Origin of the sequence: Pacificoceanicola onchidii (assembly GCF_004804335.1) — a bacterium.
In the GTDB taxonomy this organism is placed as follows: Bacteria; Pseudomonadota; Alphaproteobacteria; order Rhodobacterales; family Rhodobacteraceae; genus Pacificoceanicola; species Pacificoceanicola onchidii.
On the sequence record NZ_SRXY01000002.1, the window covers coordinates 547,220 to 566,438 of the forward strand.

Here is a 19,219-nt window from a genome sequence, read left to right on the forward strand (position 1 = left end):
TGTAAAACGCAGCGGCCCTGCCCACTCGGGCGGGGCCGTTTTCATCTTTGGGAGAGGACGCATGACAGGCCCGAACCGCACACGCCCCGCACCGGATTTCATGACACCGATCGACAAGACTCTGGACGCCATCGCTTTGGCCTGCCGTGTCATCACCGGCTGTGCGCTTGTGGTGCTGACAGTGATCTTCGGCTGGCTGGTCTTTGGCCGCTACGTGCTGAACGCCACGCCGACATGGGTCGAACAGGCGGCGCTTCTGCTTGTCATGGTCATCGCCTTTCTCGGCGCAGCCGTTGGCGTGCATGAGAACACACATCTCTCTGTTGCCGCCTTTCGCGGCTTTGCCCCGACCTGGCTGCGCACGCTTTTCGTGATCGTGACGGATGTTTTCATGGCCGGGTTTGGCCTGTTGATGCTGATCTACGGGGCGCAGCTTACGGCGTTCAAATGGGGCTCGAAAATTCCCCTGCTGCAACTGCCCGAGGGCCTGCGCTCTCTGCCGTTGACCATCGGCGGCGCGCTTATCCTCGTCTTTGCACTGGCCCATCTCCTGCGCCTGGCCCTGGGCCGGGATCTGCGCAGCGACATCATTCAATAAGGCACCACCATGGGACTACTCCTTCTGCTCGGCCTCTTCGCGTTCTGCGTTGTTATCGGCGTTCCGGTCGCCTTCGCCCTTGGCATTTCGGCGCTCGCCGGTTTTGCCTTCGAAGGGCTGCCGCTGATGATCGGCTTTCAGCGGATCATCTCAGGCATCAACGTCTTCTCGCTCATGGCGATCCCCTTCTTCATCTTTGCCGGAGAGCTGATGTTCCATGGCGGCATCGCCATGCGCCTCGTCCGGTTTGCCTCTGCCGCAGTTGGCGCGGTGCGCGGCGGGCTGGGGATCGTGAACGTGTTTTCCTCGATGCTGTTCGGCGGGATTTCCGGCTCTGCGGTTGCCGATATTTCGGCTCTCGGGTCCATCCTTGTGCCGGTGATGAAGGAAAAGGGCTATGACGCCGACTATGCGGTCAACGTCACCGTCACCTCCTCCATCGCGGGCATCATCATTCCGCCAAGCCACAACATGATCATCTTTGCCATCGCGGCAGGCGGCGGCATTTCGATCTCGAAACTGTTTCTCGCGGGGGTGGTGCCCGGCATCCTGATGTGCACTTGCCTTGCCATCGCCGCCTATATCGTCGCGGTCAAACGCGGCTATCAGGCCGAGCAGTTCCCCGGCTGGACCGCGCTGATGATCGCCTTCTTTGGCGCGATCCCCGGCCTTCTGACGGCGGTCATCATTGTCGGCGGTGTGCTGTCCGGGGTCTTCACGGTGACGGAATCCGGGGCTTTCGGCGCAATCTACGCCTTCCTTGTGACCCTGCTGGTCTACCGCAGCATCACATGGGAGAACTTCAAGACGGCCGTCGTGCAATCGGTGCGCACCACCTCCATGGTGATGATCCTGATCGCCTGTGCCGGGGCTTTTGCCTATATGCTGACTTTCTACCGGGTGCCGGACAAAACGGTCGATCTGTTGACCGCCATGACCGACAATCCGATCCTGATCCTGCTGATGATCAACCTTGCCCTGCTGGTGCTGGGGATGATCATGGACATGGCAGCCCTGATCCTCATCTGCACCCCGATCTTCCTGCCGGTTGCCAACAGCCTTGGGGTCGATCCGTATCAGTTCGGCATGATCCTTCTGGTCAACCTCGGGCTTGGGCTGTGCACCCCACCGGTGGGATCCTGTCTCTTTGTCGGCTGCGCGGTGGGCAAGCTGCCGATGGAAAAAGCGGTCCGCACCATCTGGCCTTTCTACATCGCCATTCTCATCGCGCTGTTGCTGATCACTTTCGTGCCCGCTGTCTCCCTGACCTTGCCCGGCCTGATCGGCCTGTAAGGTCAGGCCCCGGGATCAGGCCCGGTAGGCGGGCAGCGGCGCGCGGTCCTGCAGCGCAATCATCCTGCGCAGCATGATGTCGGTCAGGTCCCGCCGCGCTGCCTGCCCTTCGGGGTGATCAAAGAGATTGACCGTCTCGCCCGGATCGGCGGCGAGATCGTAAAGCTCATCCCAATCTTCCCCTTCCCGAAGCGACATGCGGTAGCGCTCCGTCACGACGGTGCGCACCCGCTGCGGCCGGTCAAAGCCGGTCATCTGGCGCTGGCTGTCTTCCTCGATGATCACCGCGTCCGGCGGCGCAGAGCCGTGCAGGTCCCTGCCCTGAATACCGTTGTAAGCCTGTATCCCCGCCCGGGCGAGGATTGTCGGAGCGATATCAATCGAAGAGGCGAGGCCGGAGTTCTTCAGGCCCGCCGCCTCCGCCTGCGGGTCATGCCAGAGGAACGGAACGCGGATGATGCTTTGATAATGCAGCAGGAGTTTCAGCATCAATCCGTGATCGCCCATGTAATCGCCATGATCGGAAGTGAAGATCACCACCGTGTCTTCCGCAAGGCCAAGCTCCTCAAGCTGTTTCAGAACCCGCCCGACGGCATCGTCGATCATAGTGATCATGCCGTAGGTCAGGGCGATGATCGCGCGGGCCTCATCCTCGGTCACGGCAAAGGGGCTTTGGTTGTCGCGCGGATCGGAGCCGTCTTCCATCGCCGCTTTCATGGCCCGGATCGGGGGCAGATCCCCCTTGCCGAAGCTATCCGGCAGGTCAATGTCCGCCGGATCGTACATGTCCCAATAGCGGCCCGGCGGGGTGAAGGGATGGTGCGGATCAGGGAAAGACATCTGCAGGAAAAACGGCGCATCTTCCCCGGCCCGTTCGCGCAACCACGCCGCGCTGCGGTCCGCGATCCACGACGTCGAATAAAGCTCTTCCGGCACCGCCGTGCGCCAAGCCTGAGGGGCGTCGATGCGGTTGTCCGGCAAGGCATTCTCCGGCCCTACCAGCTGATCGAAATCAGCCCGTTGCTGCCGCGCCCACAAAAGGTAATCCCCCGAGGCCTTGTCCGCATGATCCGCCGCCACTTCCACGTGCTCAAAGCCGTAGAAATCCCCGTCGATCCGCTCCGCCAGCGGCTGGTCCCATTTCGGCACAACCTCCAGATCGTACTCCGGGGAATGACGGTTGTTCTTGATCGCATCGCGCAGCAGTGGGCTCGGGGTATGCATACCCTCCGCAGGCTCGTAGCGGTTCGTGGCGGGCAGGCCCGTGAAGCTCTGCAAATGCGACTTGCCGATCAGCCCGGTGCGGTATCCCGCATCCCGCAAAAGTTCCACAAAGGTCGTGTGATCCTTGGACAGCGGGATCCCGTTGTGCCGCGCCCCATGGGCCGAACACATGCGCCCGGTCATGATCGACGCGCGGTTCGGCATGCAGATCGGGTTGGCCACATAGAAGCGATCCCACTGCGTCCCCTTCGCCGCGATGCCGTCGATGTTCGGCGTTCGGACAACCGGATTGCCACCGCATCCCAGATGATCGGCGCGGTGCTGATCGGTGATGATGAACAGAAAGTTCGGTCGCTTGGTCATGAGGTTTCCTTCGCAGTCTGCGGCATGTTCCGCGCCGCGCGGATGTCCCAGGCGATCAGAGCCGCGCCGATGGCCACGGCGGGCAGATGGATGGCCAAAGACGGGGCCAGCATGGTGAAGGCAATGGCAAACCGCGCCAGGATCTCCGGTACCGTCAGCTTGCGCCGGTCATAGCCCGACAGGGCCGAGGAGAAGAGCCAGATGCAAAAACAGGTCCGCGCCACGATCCAGAGGAACGGCAGCAGGCTGAATTCCTCGATGATCAGGATTGTCGGGTAGAAGGCAAAGACAAAGGGAATGATGAACTTCGCCATGCCAAGCCGGAACGACATGAAGGCGGTCATCAGAGGGTTTGCCCCGGCGATTGGCGCCGCCGCATAAGCCGCGATGGCCACTGGCGGCGTCAGGGATGAGGCCACGCCATAGTAGAAGACAAACATATGCGCGGTCAGCATCGACACGCCCAGTTGCTGGATCGCGGGGCCCATCACGAGGATGATGATCAGATAGGCCGGGAGCGTCGGCATCCCCATACCCAGCACCAGCGCTCCGATCATCGCCACCAGCAGCGCGGAAAACAGGCTCTCGCCACGGACCGTCGCGATGACATTGGCCAGCTTCAGTCCAAGCCCTGTGGAATCCAGCGCGCCGACCAGAATGCCAATGGCGGCAATTGCGATCAGAAGCGTTGCGCCCGATTGCGATCCTTTGAGGAACGAGCGCCACAGGCGCAAGGGATCAGCCCGCACATCCGGGTTGATCACTGACAGAACCAGCAGCACGATCACCGCGTAAAAGCCCGCCGCAGAGGTCGAGAACCCGGCCACAAGCGATCCGATGATCGTCAGGATAGGCCCGAGGAAGAGCACCGAGTTGACCAGATCAGTCCGGGTGATCCGATCATCAACCGACATCGGCTGCACCTCGATCCCCTGGCGGCGCGCTTCGACCGTCACGGCGGCAAACAGGCTGAAGTAGTAGAACAGCGCCGGGAACAGGGCCGCGACGATGATGTTGAGATAGCCGACCCCGGTCAGGTCCGCCATGACAAGCGCCGCGGCGCCCATGATCGGCGGCATGATCTGCCCGCCCGAGGAGGCTGTGGCCTCGATCCCGGCGGCAAAGGTCGGGGAGAAGCCGCGTTTCTTGATCATCGGGATGGTGAAAGTGCCGGTGCCGACGATATTGGCAACGGTTGAGCCGGACATGGTGCCGAACATGGAGGAGGCCAGAATGGCCGCGTGTGCAGGCCCGCCCCGCGTGCGACGCGTCGCCAGAAAGGCGAATTTCAACAGCGTGTCGCCCGCGCCGGTGCCTTCCAGAAGCACGCCGAAGACGATGAAGATAAACACGGTGGACAGAACGATATTGGTGATCGAGCCAAACACGCCCTTGTTCGTGTTGTACCAGAGCGATTCCGCAACCTCTTTCAACGAAAAGCCGGAATGCGCCATGATCCCCGGCAGGTCCTGACCATAGAGCAGGTAGAGCACGCCAAAGGCCCCGACCCCGAACAGCCCCCAGCCCCAGAGCCTGCGGCACAGTTCGAGAAAGACCACGAGACCGGCCAGTGCGGGCCATGCGTCCGCCTGCGTGACATCGTAGAGCGCCGTCTCCATCTGCGTCTGGACAAAGAAGAATGACCAGATTGCCCAAAGCCCGGCCACCAGCATCACGCCGTCCAGCGCAAGATGCAGGCTTGCCTTTGTGCCGAGGACCGCACCGGACGCCTCGCGCCGGGCGCGCGATGCGGCAATGCCCGCCACCAGCGCCAGCGCAAAGCCCGCCGCGCGGTGGAACTTCGGTTCAACCAGCCCGATGCCGGAGCTGTAGAGGGCGATTATGCCCAGCATGAAACATGCAAGTGCCGAGAACAGCAGGTACAGCCTGCCAATCCCGCCAGACGGGTTTGCCTCTGCGGTCATCACGGTAGCCTTGTTTGACGGTCAGCATGAGGGAGGACAACCGGGGCAGCCCTCCCGCAGGATCGGTTACGGGCGCAGCGCATCGGGGATCGCGATCCCCGCTTCGTCATAATAGCGCACAGCGCCGGGATGGAGCGGCACATTCACCGATGTAAAGGCGCTCTCAGCCGTGACATCCTTGAGGAAAAATGCGGTGGCATGCACCTCGTCGAGATTGTCCCAAAACGCCTTGGTCGCCGCATAGACAACATCCTCATCCACCCCGGTATGGGTGCCGACAAACTGCGTGAAGCCCAGCGCGGTGATCTCTCCCCCGGTCAGCTGCCCCTTGTAGACGCCGCCGTCAAACTGCAGCATGCCGCGCCCCGGACGCCCGAACAGCGCCTGCATCTCTTCCGAGCTGACAACCGCTTCAGGAATGGACAGGATGCGGAACTCGCCCGACAGTCCGAATTGCTCGATCTTGGACGAGCCGATCTCGGCCGGGCGCACCATCATGTCGATTTTCTTGTCCGCAAGCGCGGCGTACCCCTCGCCCCAGCTCAGACGCACGGCCTCGTAATCCTTGCCCGCCTCATAGCCAGTGATGATCTTGATCAGCGCCTCGGAGGTGGCCGAGGCGGACCCGGCAGGAGGGCCGGTGAAGATGGTCTTACCCTTCAGGTCTTCCCAGTTTTCGATGCCGGAACCGGCAAGCGTCACCGGATGATAGGCCCCCGCCTTGAACCCGAGGATCGCGCGCAGCTGACCGGCGGCCTCCGCCGCGTCGCCAACCTTTTCATACATGCGCTTCTGGCCCTTCATCAGGTTGACCAGCGACGGCACCGTCGAGAAAAAGTCAATCTCCTGTCGCCCGCCTTTCAGCATGGATTTCGTCAGCGTCTGACCGGCATTCACCTGGATCTCCACATCCGCCTTGCCGGCCTGATTGGCGAAGGTCACAAACATCGTGTGGACCGGATCGCCCACACCGGCGGTCTCCCCCTTGAAGATTTGCGCCGTTGCCGCAGCCGGGACCAAGGCCGCAGACGCCACCACCGCCGCCGCAGCCGTGATTTTCCTGAAGTTGTACATGGTGTCCTCCCTGACATTTGCAGAGAACATTAGCAGCGGAGTTATATTTATAGTAATCAAACATGCAGGCCATTACATAACGAATTGCTATGAAACTTGACCCAAAGCACCTCGCGCAACTCTCGGTCATCGTGGAGGCCGGATCGTTTCAGACGGCGGCGGATCGCATCGGCCTGACCCAGCCTGCCCTGAGCCGCAACATGAAGGCGCTGGAGGCGCGGCTCGGGGCTACGCTGTTCAACCGCGATGGCCGCAAATCCGTGCCCAACGCGCTCGGCCTGCGCCTTGCCCGCAATGGGCAGGCCATTCGCCTCGCCGAAGAACAGGCCAGCATTCTGGCCGATCAGTCTTCGCAAGGCGCAGTGGGAGAGTTGCGCATCGGCGCGCCGCCCATCGTGGCGGGCCGCTTTCTCAGCACCGCCCTTGCCGGGTTCATCCGCGAGAACCCCAATTGCGTTGTCGAAATGCGCACCGGGCTGGTGCACGAGTTGCGCAGCATGTTGGAGCGCGGGCAGGTCGATGTGGTCCTCGGTCCGCAAAGCCTCGCTGACCCATCCGATGGTCTGGATTTCGAGCCGCTCATTGATGACCGCGTCGGCATCCTGTGCCGCACCGGACACCCGTTGACCACGCGCAAACAGATCATGCCCTCGGACCTTGAGGCGCAGGTCTGGCTGGTGCATTCGCGCGGCAGCCTGCTGCGCCAGCAAACCGAAGCGGCCATGACCGCCTCCGGGATCAAATCCATGCATATCGTCTGCGAGACCGACTCCATTCGCTCCGTGCTGGAAATCGTGGGCGAGACCGATCTGATCACGACCATGCCGCGCGCCACCACCGGCTCATACCTTGAGGACCGGCTGGTCTTTCTCGACTTCGATCACCCGCAGTTCCATCGCCCGCTCGGCGCAATCCGTCCGACAAAATCACCGGCCAATCCGATGGTGAACAGGTTCCTGTCCACGCTGTCGCAGGACCTCTGAGAGCCCGCGCCCCGTCACACGGTCGACTTGGCCACGTCCAGGATCAGCATGGTGGAGGTTTCCGCCACGCTCGGGATCGCCTTCAACTCCTTGAGCACGAAGTCCCGCAGCGCCTCCACATCCCGCGTCTGCACCTTCAGCACGTAGTCGAGATCACCGGTGACCAGCAGGCATTCCGTGATCTGGGGCAGGCGCTGCACGGCGGACATGAAGGCGTCTATGTCTGCGGGTGCCTGCTGGGAAAGGCGGACCTGCACCATGACACTGATGCTCTGCCCCATGGCCGCCGGGTTGATCCGGGCGCCGTAACCCATGATCACCCCCTCTTCCTCCAGCCGTTTCACCCTCCGGCTGCAAGGTGTCGGCGACAAACCGATGCGATCCGCCAGTTCAAGGTTCGATATCCGACCTTCCCTGGCGAGAACCGCGACGATCTTCCTGTCGGTACCATCCAGAACGACGTTAGTCATTTTCCCCACCTTAACTCGAAAAATTAGAGACTCTCATTCAACATTGATCCCCAAACGGATCAGAAAGCAATGTTTCACCCGCAAAAAGACCGTACCCTGCCTCAAGGTCAAACAGGAGGTAGACCATGCTTTTCGATCACCCCGATTTCGACGACCACGAACAGGTCATTTTCTGCAGCGACCCGTCGGTCGGCCTGAAAGCCATCATCGCCGTGCATTCCACCGCGCTCGGGCCAGCGGCGGGTGGTTGCCGGATGCACCCCTATGCCTCCGATGCCGAGGCCCTGACGGATGTGCTGCGCCTGTCGAGAGGCATGACCTACAAAAGCGCGGTCGCGGGCCTGCCTCTGGGCGGCGGGAAATGCGTGATCATTGCCGATCCGACCAATCCCCAAAAGCCGGAGATTCTGCGCGCCTTTGCCGCCCATGTGCAATCATTGGCCGGGCGCTACTGGACGGCGATTGACATCGGTGTTGGCCCCGAAGACGCGGACATTATGGCAGAGCGCTGCGACTACATCTTTTGCCGCGCCTCGCAGTATAAGCCGGGGTTCAACCCCTCCAACTTCACCGCGCTTGGCGGGTTTGTCGGCATCAAGGCCGTGGCCGAAGCCTCGCTTGGCCGGGCTGATCTGCAAGGTCTGCGCGTGGCCGTTCAGGGGCTTGGCGCGACCGGGTTCGCCCTGTCCCGCCACCTGCACGAGGCCGGAGCCAAGCTGGTGGTGGCAGATGTGCGCAGCGATGTTGTGGACCGCGCCGTGGCGGAGTTCGGGGCAACCGCAATGGCACCGGACCGCATCCATTCGGCGGACGTGGATGTGTTTGCCCCCTGCGCGCTCGGGGCCGGGATGAACGATCAGACCATTCCGGAGATCAAGGCCAAGGCCATCTGCGGCTTGGCCAACAACCAACTGGCCGAGAATCGTCACGGCGAGATGCTGCGGCAGGCTGGCATCGCCTATGTGCCAGACTACGTGGTGAACGCAGGCGGGATCATCGGTGCGGCCACGGTGATCTTCTCCGAGCCGTCGCGCGCGGCGTCCGTCAAACAGATCGAAGGTCTCAAGGAGACCATCAAGGACATCCTCAACCGCGCGGCGTTTGAGCAAAAGCCAAGCTCCGAGATCGCCGACGCCATGGCGCTTGAGCGGGTCACGTCATAAGGGAGCAAACCCATGCCGGCCTATGTTGTCTCGATGATGACCATTCACGATGCGGAAACTTACCGGCAATACACGGACCGGACGCCGCCCATCGTCAAAAAATACGGCGGCCGGTTCCTGACCCGGGGCGAGCCCTTCACCTGCGTGGAAGGGCAGCCCTTTGACGGACGTCTGGTGATCCTTGAATTTCCGTCGAAGGCGGATGTCGAGGCCTGGTTCAGGGATCCGGAGTATCAGGAGGCCATGGCCTTTCGCCATGCGGCCTCGACAATGACCCACCTGCTGCTGCAGGAAGGGGGTGACAACACCGAAAACCCGGACCCGAAACTCTGATGGCACAGGCAATTGTACTCCGCACATACGGCAGCTCGGAGGTTCTGACCTGCGAGTCCATCGACGTCGGCACGCCCGAACCCGGCGCGCTGCGCATCCGGCAAACCGGCATTGGCGTCAATTTCCACGACGTCTACGTCCGCTCCGGCCTGTACAAAACGCTTGCCCTGCCCGGCATTCCCGGATGCGAGGCGGTTGGCGTGGTCGAAGCGGTTGGGGATGGCGTCGAGGGGATCGCTGTCGGGGACCGCGTGGCCTATGTCACCGGGCAATACGGCGCCTATGCTTCGCACAGGGTGCTGCCTGCCGCATTGGCCGTACCCCTGCCCGACGCCGTTTCGGACGAGACCGCCGCGTCGAACCTGCTGCGCGCCATGACGGTGGAAATGCTCACCGGGCCGGTTTGCACCATCTCCTCGGGCATGACCGTCCTTGTCCACGCGGCAGCGGGCGGCGTGGGGCGGATGCTGTGTCAGGCTCTGGCAGGTCTCGGCGCGACGGTGATCGGCACCGTCGGCTCGCAGAAAAAGGCCGAAATCGCCAAGGCCAGCGGCTGCGCCCATACGATCCTCTACCGCGAGGTCGATTTCACCAAGGCCGTGTCCAAGATCACCGGCGGGCAAGGCGTGGATGTGGTCTACGATTCCGTGGGCGCGGACACCTTTGCCGGGTCCATCGAGGCGCTGGCGTTTTGCGGACATCTGGTGAACTTCGGCCAGTCCTCCGGCCCGATTGATCCGATCCTGATGAGCACGCTTGCCACCAAGTCCCTGACCATCTCCCGGCCGATCCTCTTCCATTACCTGCGCGATCCCGCTCAGTATCAGGCCATGGCAGGCAAAGCCCTTGCGAAATTCGCCTCCGGTCAGCTTCAGGCCCCCGCCCCTACGCCAATTCCGCTTGAAGAGGCGGCCCGGGCGCATGACATTCTGGAAAGCATGACAGGCGGCGGCTCGCTCATCCTGATCCCCTGATCCTTATGGCTGGGCGGGCCTTTTGAATGGAAAGGAAAAAAGCCCATGTCCGTTGTCCCCCTCGTGACCGATGCCGAAGCCGAGGCAAACCCGGCGATCAAGGCGGTGTTTGACGACATCCGCGAAACCCGCGGCTCCGATTTCGTCAACAACATCTGGCGCGCGCTGGCAGCGGATCCCGCCGGGCTGAAACGCACCTGGGAGAGCGTGAAGTCCCTGATGGCGACCCCCGGCGCGCTCGACCCAAAGACCCGCGAGATGATCTATATCGCTGTCTCCGTCGCCAACAATTGCGAATACTGCGTGCATTCTCACACCGCCGCCGCCCAGGCCAAAGGCATGACGCCCGAGGAACATGGCGAGCTTTTGCAGATCATCGCGCTGGCCGCCAGCACCAACCATCTGGCCACCGCTTTGCAAGTGCCAACAGATCCCGAGTTTCAGGCCGAATAGGCGCGTGCCGCCCATCCCCGGTTTTGCAAATCCCGAAAGGCGTTTTCGAAAAACAGAAATAGCGCTGGAAGCGGTTGCCAACACGGGGATATTTTTCCCCAGTGGAGCGCAGTTGATCCGGAGGCACGCATGAAATCGCGCACAAAAGTCGTTGTCATTGGGGGCGGCATTGCCGGCTGCTCGACGCTCTACCACCTGACCCAGGAAGGCTGGAGCGACGTGGTGCTGATCGAGCGCGATGAGCTTACCTCCGGCACCACGTGGCACTCCGCCGCGCAGGTGACGAACTTTGGCATGAACCAGACCATGGTCGGCCTGAAATCCCACTCCGTGGCGCTCTACAAGAAGCTGCGCGATGACGCGGACTACCCGGTGGGCTATCACCACGGCGACGGCGGCATTCGCCTCGCCAACACCGAAGCACAGATGCAAGGGTACAGGCATTTTGCCTCCATGGCGCGGGGCATGGGGGTGGAGTTCGAGGTGATCGACGCCGAAGAATGCGCCCGCCGCCATCCGCTGATTTCCACCGAGAACCTCGTCGGCGGGCTCTGGGATGGCGAGGATGGCGACATTGACCCGGCGCAGCTTTGCCAGGCCCTCGCCTTCCACGCCCGCAAAGCCGGAGCCGAGGTCTACCGCCACACCCCCGTGACCGCCCTCACACAGCACGCCGATGACACATGGACGGTTGAGACCGCCAAAGGCAGCATCGACGCCGACATTGTGGTCAACGCCTGCGGCTACCGCGTGAACGAGGTGGCGGCGATGATGGGGGTGCACCATCCGGTCGCTTCCATGGAGCACCAGTATTTCGTCACCGAAGACATCCCCGCCATTGCCGACGCTGGCCACCGCATGCCGCTCCTGCGCTGCCCGATCTCGGATTATTACTCGCGGCAGGAAAAGAACGGCCTTCTGGTCGGCTTCTACGAGCAGGGCTGCAAGACATGGGGCATGGACGGGATCAGCCCGAGCTTTGCCAATGACCTGTGCCCGGATGATCTCGACCGGGTCATGGATGTGCTTGAAGGGGCCTTTGAGCGTATGCCCGTGCTGACAGAGGTCGGCATCAAACGAGTGGTCAACGGGCCGATCACCTACACCATCGACGGCGCGCCGCTGGTGGGGCCAATCCCGGGCAAGCGCAACGCCTTTTGCATCATTGGCCTGCGCGCGGGTGTGGGCGAAGGTGGCGGGCATGGCTGGCTTCTGGCGCAACAGATCGTGCACGGCGAGGCCTGCTATGACACATGGTGCCTCGATCCCCGCCGCTTCACCGGCCACGCCAATGTGGAACTGACCGCGCTCAAGGCGATCGAGGATTACCAGAACGAATTCCGCTTCCATTTCCCGCATGAACACCGCCCCGCAGGCCGCTCCGCCAAGACCACGCCGCTGACCCCGGTCATGGCTGCCGAAGGCGCGGAGTTCACCGTGGTGAACGGCTGGGAGCGGGTCGATTACATCAAGCCTGCCGCTGATTTTCACCCCAGCCTGACCTTCGATTTTGACGAGACCTTCGATCTTGTCGGTGCCGAGGTAAGCACCGTGCAAACCCGCGTTGGCCTCGCCGAAGTCAACGGCTTCAACCGCATCGAAATCACCGGCGCGGATCGTCACGCGTTCCTTGACCGGATGATCTGTGGATTTGTGCCAAAACGCGACGGGCGTGTGGGTCTCGGTTATCTCCTGAACCATCACGGCATGATCAAGGCGGAAGCCACCGTTGCCAATCTCCCCGCCTCGGACAAAGGCCCCGCGCGGGTCTGGTTCGGCTCGGCGGCGGCGGCGGAATGGCATGATTTCGACTGGCTGAGCGCCCATCTGCGAGACGGTGAAGACGTTCAGCTTAAAAGCCTGACCAATGATTACACGATCCTGGTTCTGGCAGGCCCCAAGGCGCGCGCGGTCATGCAATCGGTCAGCCGCGAAGACTGGTCCGCGTCCGCCTTCCCGTGGCTGTCGGTGCGCGAGTGTTTCATCGGCTTTGCCCCGGCCACGGTCATGGGGGTCAGCTTCTCCGGCGAACTGGCCTACGAGATCCACGTCCCCAACGCCTCGCTCTACGCCGCCTACCTTGCCCTGCGCGAAGCAGGCAAAGAGCATGGGCTGGGCCTCTTTGGCGCGCGGGCGGTGGAGTCCATGCGGATGGAGAAGGGCTTTTTGCACTGGAAAGCCGATCTGATCACCGAGTTTGACCCCTATGAGACCGGGCTCGACCGCTTCGTGCGCATGGACAAGGGCGATTTCATCGGCAAGGCGGCGCTGTCCCGCCGTCGCGGTGAAGGCGCACGCAAACAGCTTGTCACCCTGGAGTTCGACAGCACCACCGCGCCCGCCCACGGCGGTGCCTCACTGATGGCAGATGGCAAAGTGGTTGGCACCGTGACGTCCGGCGGCTGGGGGTACCGCGTGGGCAAGAACCTTGCTTATGCCTTTGTCGATCCTTCCTTTGCGCCCATTGGCTCCACGGCGGATCTGGACCTCTGCGGCGTGATGATCCCGGCCACGGTGATCGCGCCGTCGCCCTACGATCCGGACCACCAGCTCATGCAGAGCTAGCCTCAGAACATCCCGTTGTCGTTTTCGCTGTGATCCGGCAGCACCTGCAACACGTCCCAATGCTCGACAACCTTGCCCGCCTCATCGAGACGAAAGATGTCCATGCCCGCATATTCCAGCCCCTCGGGCCAGATCTGGTGGCAGTGCAGGATCACGTGATCCCCTTCGGCAAAGGCACGCTTTATTTCCACGCGCTTGCCCGGATACTCCGCCGCCATGCGCTCGAAATAGGCGACAAACGCCGCCTTGCCGTCGCCCACATGCGGGTTGTGCTGGCGATAGCTGTCCCCGGCATAGGTCTCGATGGCCTCCGCCGGTTTGCACGCGTTGAACATCATCTCGTAGAAGGCGATGACATTGCGTTTGTTCTCTTCTAGGCTTGGCATTCATACCTCCAGGGGCCGTTTTCAGGGCAATGCCGCCAGCTTCGCCCCAAGAGCGGGCCTCTGGCAAGGCAGCAAAGCAAGACATTCGGCCGGGCCCGCCCACACCCGCACGCATCTGCCGTCAGGTCAGACGCCGCGCCAGTTCCGCGATATGCGCCGGGCCAACCTCGCAGCATCCGCCGATGATCGTGGCCCCTTTGTGCGCCCAGTCTTCGGCGAAGGCCGCATACGCCTGAGGCGTCAGATCCTTGCGCGCCGAGAGTTCCTTGACCGTCGCGCCCGCCTGCACAAAGCGCGGATTGATCCCGGTAAAGCCGTTTGCATAGGCCCCAAACGGCAGATCCACCCCTTTGATCATGTCCACAGCCGTGCTGACCGCTTCGGGTGTGGCGCAGTTGATCAGCAGCGCATCCGCCCCGTCACAACAGCCCATCACCGCCTCCAGCGGCTCGCCGGAACGGAGCTTTGTCCCGTCCTGGTCATCCACGGAAACCGCCAGCCAGACCGGCTTGCCCTGCCCCTTGGCACCGGCCAGCGTGGCACGGACCTGTTCAAGCGTCGAGGCCGTCTCGATCAGGAACAGATCGACAAGCGGTGCCTGCACCCCGCACACTTCGGCAAACCGTTCGACCGCGTCCTCCGGCAATGGATCAGACCGATAAGAGCCGACCAATGGCCCGATGGCCCCGGCAACCTGACCACCACCCGCCGCATCGCGTGCCGCGCAGGCAATCTCGCAGGCGGCGCGGTGCAGGCTTTCGAACTGATCGTCGATCCCGGCGCGGATCAGCCGGTCATGGTGAATGGCATAGCTGTTGGTTGTCGCCACCGTGGCCCCGGCGGCGAAGAAATCGTCATGCACCGCGCGCACCAGATGCGGCTCATCCAGCAGCACCTTGGTGGACCACAGCGCCGTCGGCTCTGCCGCGCTCCGCGCGATCAGCTCCTGCCCCATGCCGCCATCGAGAATCGTGATCATCGGATATCTCCCATCCCTGTCGCTCGCACATGGCGCGCGCGCAGGCACAGGTCAAATGATTTCCGATGAGCCCGGATCAGGCCCCTTTCGGCAGCGCCTCCAGGAAACGGATCGGCTGGCCTATGCCCGGCGTCACCAATTCGCCCTGCCACATCACGGTCTGGCCCCTCACCACGGTGCCCACGGGCCAACCCGTCACCTTGACCCCATTATAGGGCGTCCATCCGGCGCGGCTTTCGATCCAGTCGTTGGTGATGGTTTCCTGCCGCTTGAGATCGACAATCGTCAGGTCCGCGTCATAGCCCACGGCGATGCGGCCCTTGTTGGCAATACCAAACAGGCGGTTGGGGCCATGGCTCGTCATGTCGACAAAACGCTCAAGGCTCAGCTTGCCCGCGTTCACATGGTCGAGCATCGTCGGCACCAGAGTCTGCACGCCGGTCATGCCGGAATGGCTCTTGGGATAGGGCACATCCTTTTCCTCGCGCACGTGCGGCGCGTGGTCGGAGCCGAGAATATCGGCAACACCGCTCGACACCCCGGCCCAGATCCCGGCGCGATGCGCCTTGTCCCGCACCGGCGGGTTCATCTGCACATAGGTGCCAAGCCGGTCATAGGCCGTCTCGTCCAGCGTCAGGTGATGCGGCGTGACCTCAACACTTGCGACGTCCTTGTGCTCCGCGAGATAGACAATCTCTTCGGCGGTCGAGATATGCAGCACGTGGATGCGCTTGCCGGTCTTGCGCGCCAGTCCAACAAGACGCTTGGTGCAGTTCAAAGCGACCTCGGGCGAACGCCACACGGGGTGGCTCGACGGATCGCCTTCGACGCGCAGGTCCTTGCGCTCTTCAAGCATGTATTCGTCTTCGCTGTGGAAGGCCGCGCGGCGGCTGATCGCGCTCAGGATGGCCTCCACACCGCTGTCGTCCTGCACCAGCAGAGAGCCGGTGGAGGACCCCATGAACACCTTCACCCCGGCACAGCCCGGCAGGCGCTCCAGCTCCGGCAGGTCCGCAACATTCTCATGGGTGCCGCCGATGTAGAAGGCAAAGTCGCAGTGCATCCGGTTGGTCCCGGCGGCAATCTTCGCCTCGAACGTCTCGCGGGTAGTGGTCAGCGGGTTGGTGTTCGGCATCTCGAAAACGCCGGTCACACCGCCCATCACGGCCCCGCGCGAGCCGGATTCAAGGTCTTCCTTGTGGGTCAGCCCCGGCTCGCGGAAATGCACCTGGCTGTCGATCACGCCGGGCAGGATGTGCAGGCCTTTGCAGTCCACCACCTTCTCTGCGCTGGCATCCCCAAGATCGCCAATCGCCACGATGCGCCCGCCTTGCACGGCGACATCGGCCTCCCCGGTGCCATCTTGGTTAACCACGGTGCCATTGCGGAAGATCGTGTCGAACTGTGTCATGTCTCTCGGTCGCTTGTCGTTGTATCAGGGCCCATCTGCGCCAAGCCCTGCGGGCCAGCGCACTCCCTGCACGTCAATCACATGACGCTTCGGTTTGAAACCCGTTTCTTGAATCTCGCCAGTCAGGACACCCCGGTTTCCCTTTACATCAGGGCGCGACTCGGCCAAGAGCGAAACGTTATGATATAACATCTCGAAAGGGAGAGCCCATGAGCACAGTCCAATTCCTTGAACGGACATCCGTGGAACAGGTCGAAGAAGGGACAGACTTCGCGCCGAAATTCGGGCCCGATGGGCTGCTGCCCTGCATCACCACCGATGCGGCCTCCGGCGACGTGCTGATGCTTGGCTGGATGAACGAAGAGGCCCTGCGTCTGACCATCGAGACAGGCGAAGCCCATTACTTCAGCCGCGCGCGGCAAGTGCTGTGGCACAAGGGGGCGACTTCCGGCCTCGTTCAAAAGGTGGTCGAAGCACGGATTGACGACGATCAGGACGCCATCTGGCTGCGGGTTGCGGTCACGGGCTCCGGCGCCTCCTGCCACGTCGGCTACCGGTCCTGTTTCTACCGTGCCGTCCCAACGGCGGAAGACGCGGGCAGCCCGCTGACCTTTCTCGAGGACGACAAGACCTTCGATCCGGTGGCTGTCTATGGCGACGTCCCAAACCCCACCCAGCTCTGATCCTTCGGATCCCGATCAGCACTGGATGCAGCGCGCGCTGACGCTGGCCGAAGGCGCGCGCGGGCTTGTCTGGCCAAACCCTCCGGTGGGCTGCGTGGTGGTCAAGCATGGCACGGTTCTGGCCGAGGCGGCGACCCATCCCGGCGGCCGTCCTCACGCGGAGCGCAAGGCTCTGGAAACGGCGGGCACTTCAGCCAAAGGCGCAACGCTCTACGTCACGCTGGAGCCTTGCTGTCACTGGGGCAAGACCCCGCCCTGCACGGACATCATCATCGAGACCGGGGTCGCGCGGGTCGTCTGCTGCCTTCAGGATCCCGATCCGCGCGTGAACGGCGGCGGGTTTGCGGCGTTGAAACAGGCCGGTATCGCGGTGTCACTCGGCCTCTGCGCGGATCAGGCGAAACGCATCATGTCCGGCTTCCTCCACCGCGTCCGCACTGGCCTGCCGGAGCTTGTGGCCCTGAGCAAGGCGGTCACGGAGATCCCGACCGGCTTGGATGCGCTGCTGACCAGCACGGATCAGGGCGCACGGCTGGCCATGCGTTCGGGCAAGATTGACCTGCCGCCACAACCCATGCCGCAGCTACTGCGCCGCATGGGCGACATTGGCCTCACCTCCGTGGCAATCCCGAAAAGCGATCCGCTGTGGCGGCAGATGCCAGCCTTGCGTGAAACCCGGAAACGCGTTTCGAAACCAAGCACACCCAACCCATTTGTGCCATTGAGTCCGCCGCTGCTCGGTCAGTCACCGGGTCAGCAGGCGCAAACCCTTTTCCACATTCAGCGGATCAAAGGGCTGGTTCGCGAGCAGCTCGGCGCGGGGCCAAAAGGGCTTGTCTCCCTGCGCGAGACGCTCTGCACGGACCCCGCCTGCCCCGGCATCGCGACGGAGATCAGGATTATCTCCCCCGGCTTCGAGGAACGGCGCGGGCTTGTGCACAAACCTTTGTCCGAGGTGGAACCCTCGGACATCGCGCTGGTCATCTGACCCCGGTCACGGGACTACCCCGCCGCCGCCACAGGTTTGGCCATCATGAGCGCTGCCATGTCGTCGATGTCCGCCGCGCTCACCGGGCAGGCCGCGTTTTGTGCCATGCCGAGGTTCGCCGCGTTCTTCATCTCCGCTGCCAGCGCCTGCGCCGTCACACCTGCGCATTCCGCAGGCAGCGCCTCGGAAATCTGGCAGGCGCGCATCAGCGCAGACAAGGCACCGGGCAGCGCCTCCGCCCTCTCCGCGCCGCCCAGCGCCTTGGCCGCGCTGGCATAGTTGGCCGCCCCGTCGGGCCGCTGCACGAGCCACGGCAGACTGGCCTCTAGGCCCAGCCCCGTCGCCAGACCGTGATGCACCCGCACCAGCGAGCCCAGCGCATGGCTGATGTTATGGCCCATATGCGTGTTGCAATTGTGCAGGGCGAGACCCGCAACGGTGCTTGCCCAAAGCACACGGCCCCGCGCTTCGATGTCCGCGCCGTCAGCCACCGCTTTCGGCAAAGCCTCTGTGAGAATGCGCAGCGCCTCCAATCCATAGAGTTGCCCCGCCGGGCTGGTGTTGCGCGCGGTTGCGCCTTCCAGCGCATGGGCAACCGCGTCGATCCCGGTCCAGGCCGTCAGATGCGGCGGCAGGCTGACGGTCAGCTCCGGGTCCAGCACGGCCTGATCGAACATCAGCTCCTCCCCCCAGAACCAGATCTTCCAGCCATCCGCTTTCGAGATCACGGAGGTCCGCGTGACCTCCGATCCGGTCCCCGCCGTGGTCGGGATCGCGATGGCCGGAAGGCCGTTGTCCGGCAAGGGATTGGCCGCAAGCGCGAAGTCTTCCGAAGGCCGCCCTGAAGGCGCGATGGCCGCAACCAGCTTCGCCGCATCCATGGCCGCGCCGCCGCCGATGCCGATCACCAACCGCGCGCTTGCGGCGCGGGCGCGGGCGCAGAGCGCATCCACCAAGGCCTGCTTCGGCTCGCCGGACACCTCTGCTGCCAGTTCGGACGCAATGCCTTCCGCGGCAAGGCCCGCAATCAGCCGATCGGTGACACCCAGCTCGGCCAGGATGGCGTCGGAGACGATCAACACCGGGCCGCCCCCCATGGCACTCACGATCTGCGGCACTTTCGCCATCCGCCCCGCACCAAATGTAACTGGCGGCACACGGCCCATGTTGAATGGCTGCATTCGCGCCTCCTCCCGTTTGTTCATTCCGCAACATTCACCGGAACCCGCTGGTCTGAACAGAGAAAAACGACACGGCCCGGTCTGAATCGAACTTTTTCTTTCGATACCCGGATCTTGCCGCGCCAAGGGCAAACCGGCGGCCCGGCTGCGGCTGCCGGTTTCAATGCTGTCTC

The 19,219-nt window shown here is 63.1% G+C and carries 18 protein-coding genes; 10 read left to right on the forward strand and 8 right to left on the reverse strand.

The window, feature by feature from the left end; all coding sequences use genetic code 11:
- The first annotated feature begins 61 nt into the window (after positions 1–61).
- The gene (locus E4662_RS07800; RefSeq protein ID WP_240705146.1) at positions 62–598 is read left to right on the forward strand and encodes a TRAP transporter small permease; all 537 of its coding nucleotides are present in this window, start codon (positions 62–64) and stop codon (positions 596–598) included.
- Positions 599–607: 9 nt separating this feature from the next.
- Positions 608–1,891: a TRAP transporter large permease gene (locus E4662_RS07805; protein WP_136440965.1), complete on the forward strand. Its 1,284-nt coding sequence runs from the start codon at positions 608–610 to the stop codon at positions 1,889–1,891.
- A 15-nt stretch (positions 1,892–1,906) separates the two neighbouring features.
- Here the strand turns inward: E4662_RS07805 and E4662_RS07810 are convergent, their stop codons facing one another.
- The 3 genes from E4662_RS07810 to E4662_RS07820 form a co-directional block, all read right to left on the reverse strand.
- Positions 1,907–3,478: a sulfatase family protein gene (locus E4662_RS07810; RefSeq protein WP_136440966.1), complete on the reverse strand. Its 1,572-nt coding sequence runs from the start codon at positions 3,476–3,478 to the stop codon at positions 1,907–1,909.
- Complete coding sequence (locus E4662_RS07815) at positions 3,475–5,403, reverse strand: TRAP transporter permease (protein ID WP_136440967.1); 1,929 nt, start codon at positions 5,401–5,403, stop codon at positions 3,475–3,477. The genes E4662_RS07810 and E4662_RS07815 overlap by 4 nt, the downstream gene beginning before the upstream one ends.
- Before the next feature lie 66 nt (positions 5,404–5,469).
- Positions 5,470–6,477, reverse strand: coding sequence for a TAXI family TRAP transporter solute-binding subunit (locus E4662_RS07820; RefSeq protein ID WP_168797925.1), 1,008 nt, complete (start codon positions 6,475–6,477; stop codon positions 5,470–5,472).
- An 89-nt stretch (positions 6,478–6,566) separates the two neighbouring features.
- Between E4662_RS07820 and E4662_RS07825 the strand changes: the two genes are divergently transcribed.
- A complete protein-coding gene (locus E4662_RS07825; protein WP_136440969.1) occupies positions 6,567–7,460 on the forward strand; it encodes a LysR family transcriptional regulator in 894 nt (297 codons plus the stop codon).
- A 14-nt stretch (positions 7,461–7,474) separates the two neighbouring features.
- Here E4662_RS07825 and E4662_RS07830 read toward each other — a convergent pair whose 3' ends face one another.
- Positions 7,475–7,930, reverse strand: coding sequence for an Lrp/AsnC family transcriptional regulator (locus tag E4662_RS07830; protein ID WP_136440970.1), 456 nt, complete (start codon positions 7,928–7,930; stop codon positions 7,475–7,477).
- 125 nt (positions 7,931–8,055) lie between these two features.
- Here E4662_RS07830 and E4662_RS07835 point away from each other — a divergent pair, with 125 nt between their 5' ends.
- The 5 genes from E4662_RS07835 to E4662_RS07855 all read left to right on the forward strand — a co-directional run bounded on the left by E4662_RS07835 (position 8,056) and on the right by E4662_RS07855 (position 13,418).
- Positions 8,056–9,093, forward strand: coding sequence for a Leu/Phe/Val dehydrogenase (locus E4662_RS07835; RefSeq protein WP_136440971.1), 1,038 nt, complete (start codon positions 8,056–8,058; stop codon positions 9,091–9,093).
- 12 nt (positions 9,094–9,105) lie between these two features.
- Positions 9,106–9,426 carry a DUF1330 domain-containing protein gene (locus E4662_RS07840; protein WP_136440972.1) on the forward strand — a complete coding sequence of 107 codons (321 nt, stop codon included), beginning with the start codon at positions 9,106–9,108 and terminating at the stop codon, positions 9,424–9,426.
- Positions 9,426–10,400 (forward strand): quinone oxidoreductase family protein, encoded by a 975-nt coding sequence (locus E4662_RS07845; protein WP_136440973.1) that lies wholly within the window; start codon positions 9,426–9,428, stop codon positions 10,398–10,400. The genes E4662_RS07840 and E4662_RS07845 overlap by 1 nt, the downstream gene beginning before the upstream one ends.
- Positions 10,401–10,445: 45 nt before the next feature.
- A complete protein-coding gene (locus E4662_RS07850) occupies positions 10,446–10,853 on the forward strand; it encodes a carboxymuconolactone decarboxylase family protein (protein ID WP_136440974.1) in 408 nt (135 codons plus the stop codon).
- Positions 10,854–10,982: 129 nt separating this feature from the next.
- Positions 10,983–13,418 carry a GcvT family protein gene (locus E4662_RS07855; protein ID WP_136440975.1) on the forward strand — a complete coding sequence of 812 codons (2,436 nt, stop codon included), beginning with the start codon at positions 10,983–10,985 and terminating at the stop codon, positions 13,416–13,418.
- A gap of 2 nt (positions 13,419–13,420) precedes the next feature.
- Here the strand turns inward: E4662_RS07855 and E4662_RS07860 are convergent, their stop codons facing one another.
- The 3 genes from E4662_RS07860 to E4662_RS07870 form a co-directional block, all read right to left on the reverse strand.
- Positions 13,421–13,804 carry a nuclear transport factor 2 family protein gene (locus E4662_RS07860; protein ID WP_136440976.1) on the reverse strand — a complete coding sequence of 128 codons (384 nt, stop codon included), beginning with the start codon at positions 13,802–13,804 and terminating at the stop codon, positions 13,421–13,423.
- A gap of 121 nt (positions 13,805–13,925) precedes the next feature.
- Positions 13,926–14,783: a homocysteine S-methyltransferase family protein gene (locus E4662_RS07865; RefSeq protein WP_136440977.1), complete on the reverse strand. Its 858-nt coding sequence runs from the start codon at positions 14,781–14,783 to the stop codon at positions 13,926–13,928.
- Between the two features lie 76 nt (positions 14,784–14,859).
- Positions 14,860–16,194 (reverse strand): dihydroorotase, encoded by a 1,335-nt coding sequence (locus tag E4662_RS07870; protein ID WP_136440978.1) that lies wholly within the window; start codon positions 16,192–16,194, stop codon positions 14,860–14,862.
- Positions 16,195–16,403: 209 nt separating this feature from the next.
- On the opposite strand from E4662_RS07870, the gene hisI reads away from it, so the two are divergent.
- Entirely contained in the window at positions 16,404–16,877 is a 474-nt protein-coding gene (gene hisI / locus E4662_RS07875; RefSeq protein ID WP_136440979.1) for a phosphoribosyl-AMP cyclohydrolase, read from the forward strand.
- On the forward strand, positions 16,846–17,865 hold the full coding sequence (gene ribD / locus E4662_RS07880) for a bifunctional diaminohydroxyphosphoribosylaminopyrimidine deaminase/5-amino-6-(5-phosphoribosylamino)uracil reductase RibD (protein ID WP_136440980.1): 1,020 nt from the start codon (positions 16,846–16,848) through the stop codon (positions 17,863–17,865). Before hisI ends, ribD begins: the two co-directional genes overlap by 32 nt.
- A 14-nt stretch (positions 17,866–17,879) precedes the next feature.
- Here the strand turns inward: ribD and E4662_RS07885 are convergent, their stop codons facing one another.
- Positions 17,880–19,046, reverse strand: coding sequence for an iron-containing alcohol dehydrogenase (locus tag E4662_RS07885; protein ID WP_168797926.1), 1,167 nt, complete (start codon positions 19,044–19,046; stop codon positions 17,880–17,882).
- Between the last annotated feature and the right edge of the window lie 173 nt (positions 19,047–19,219).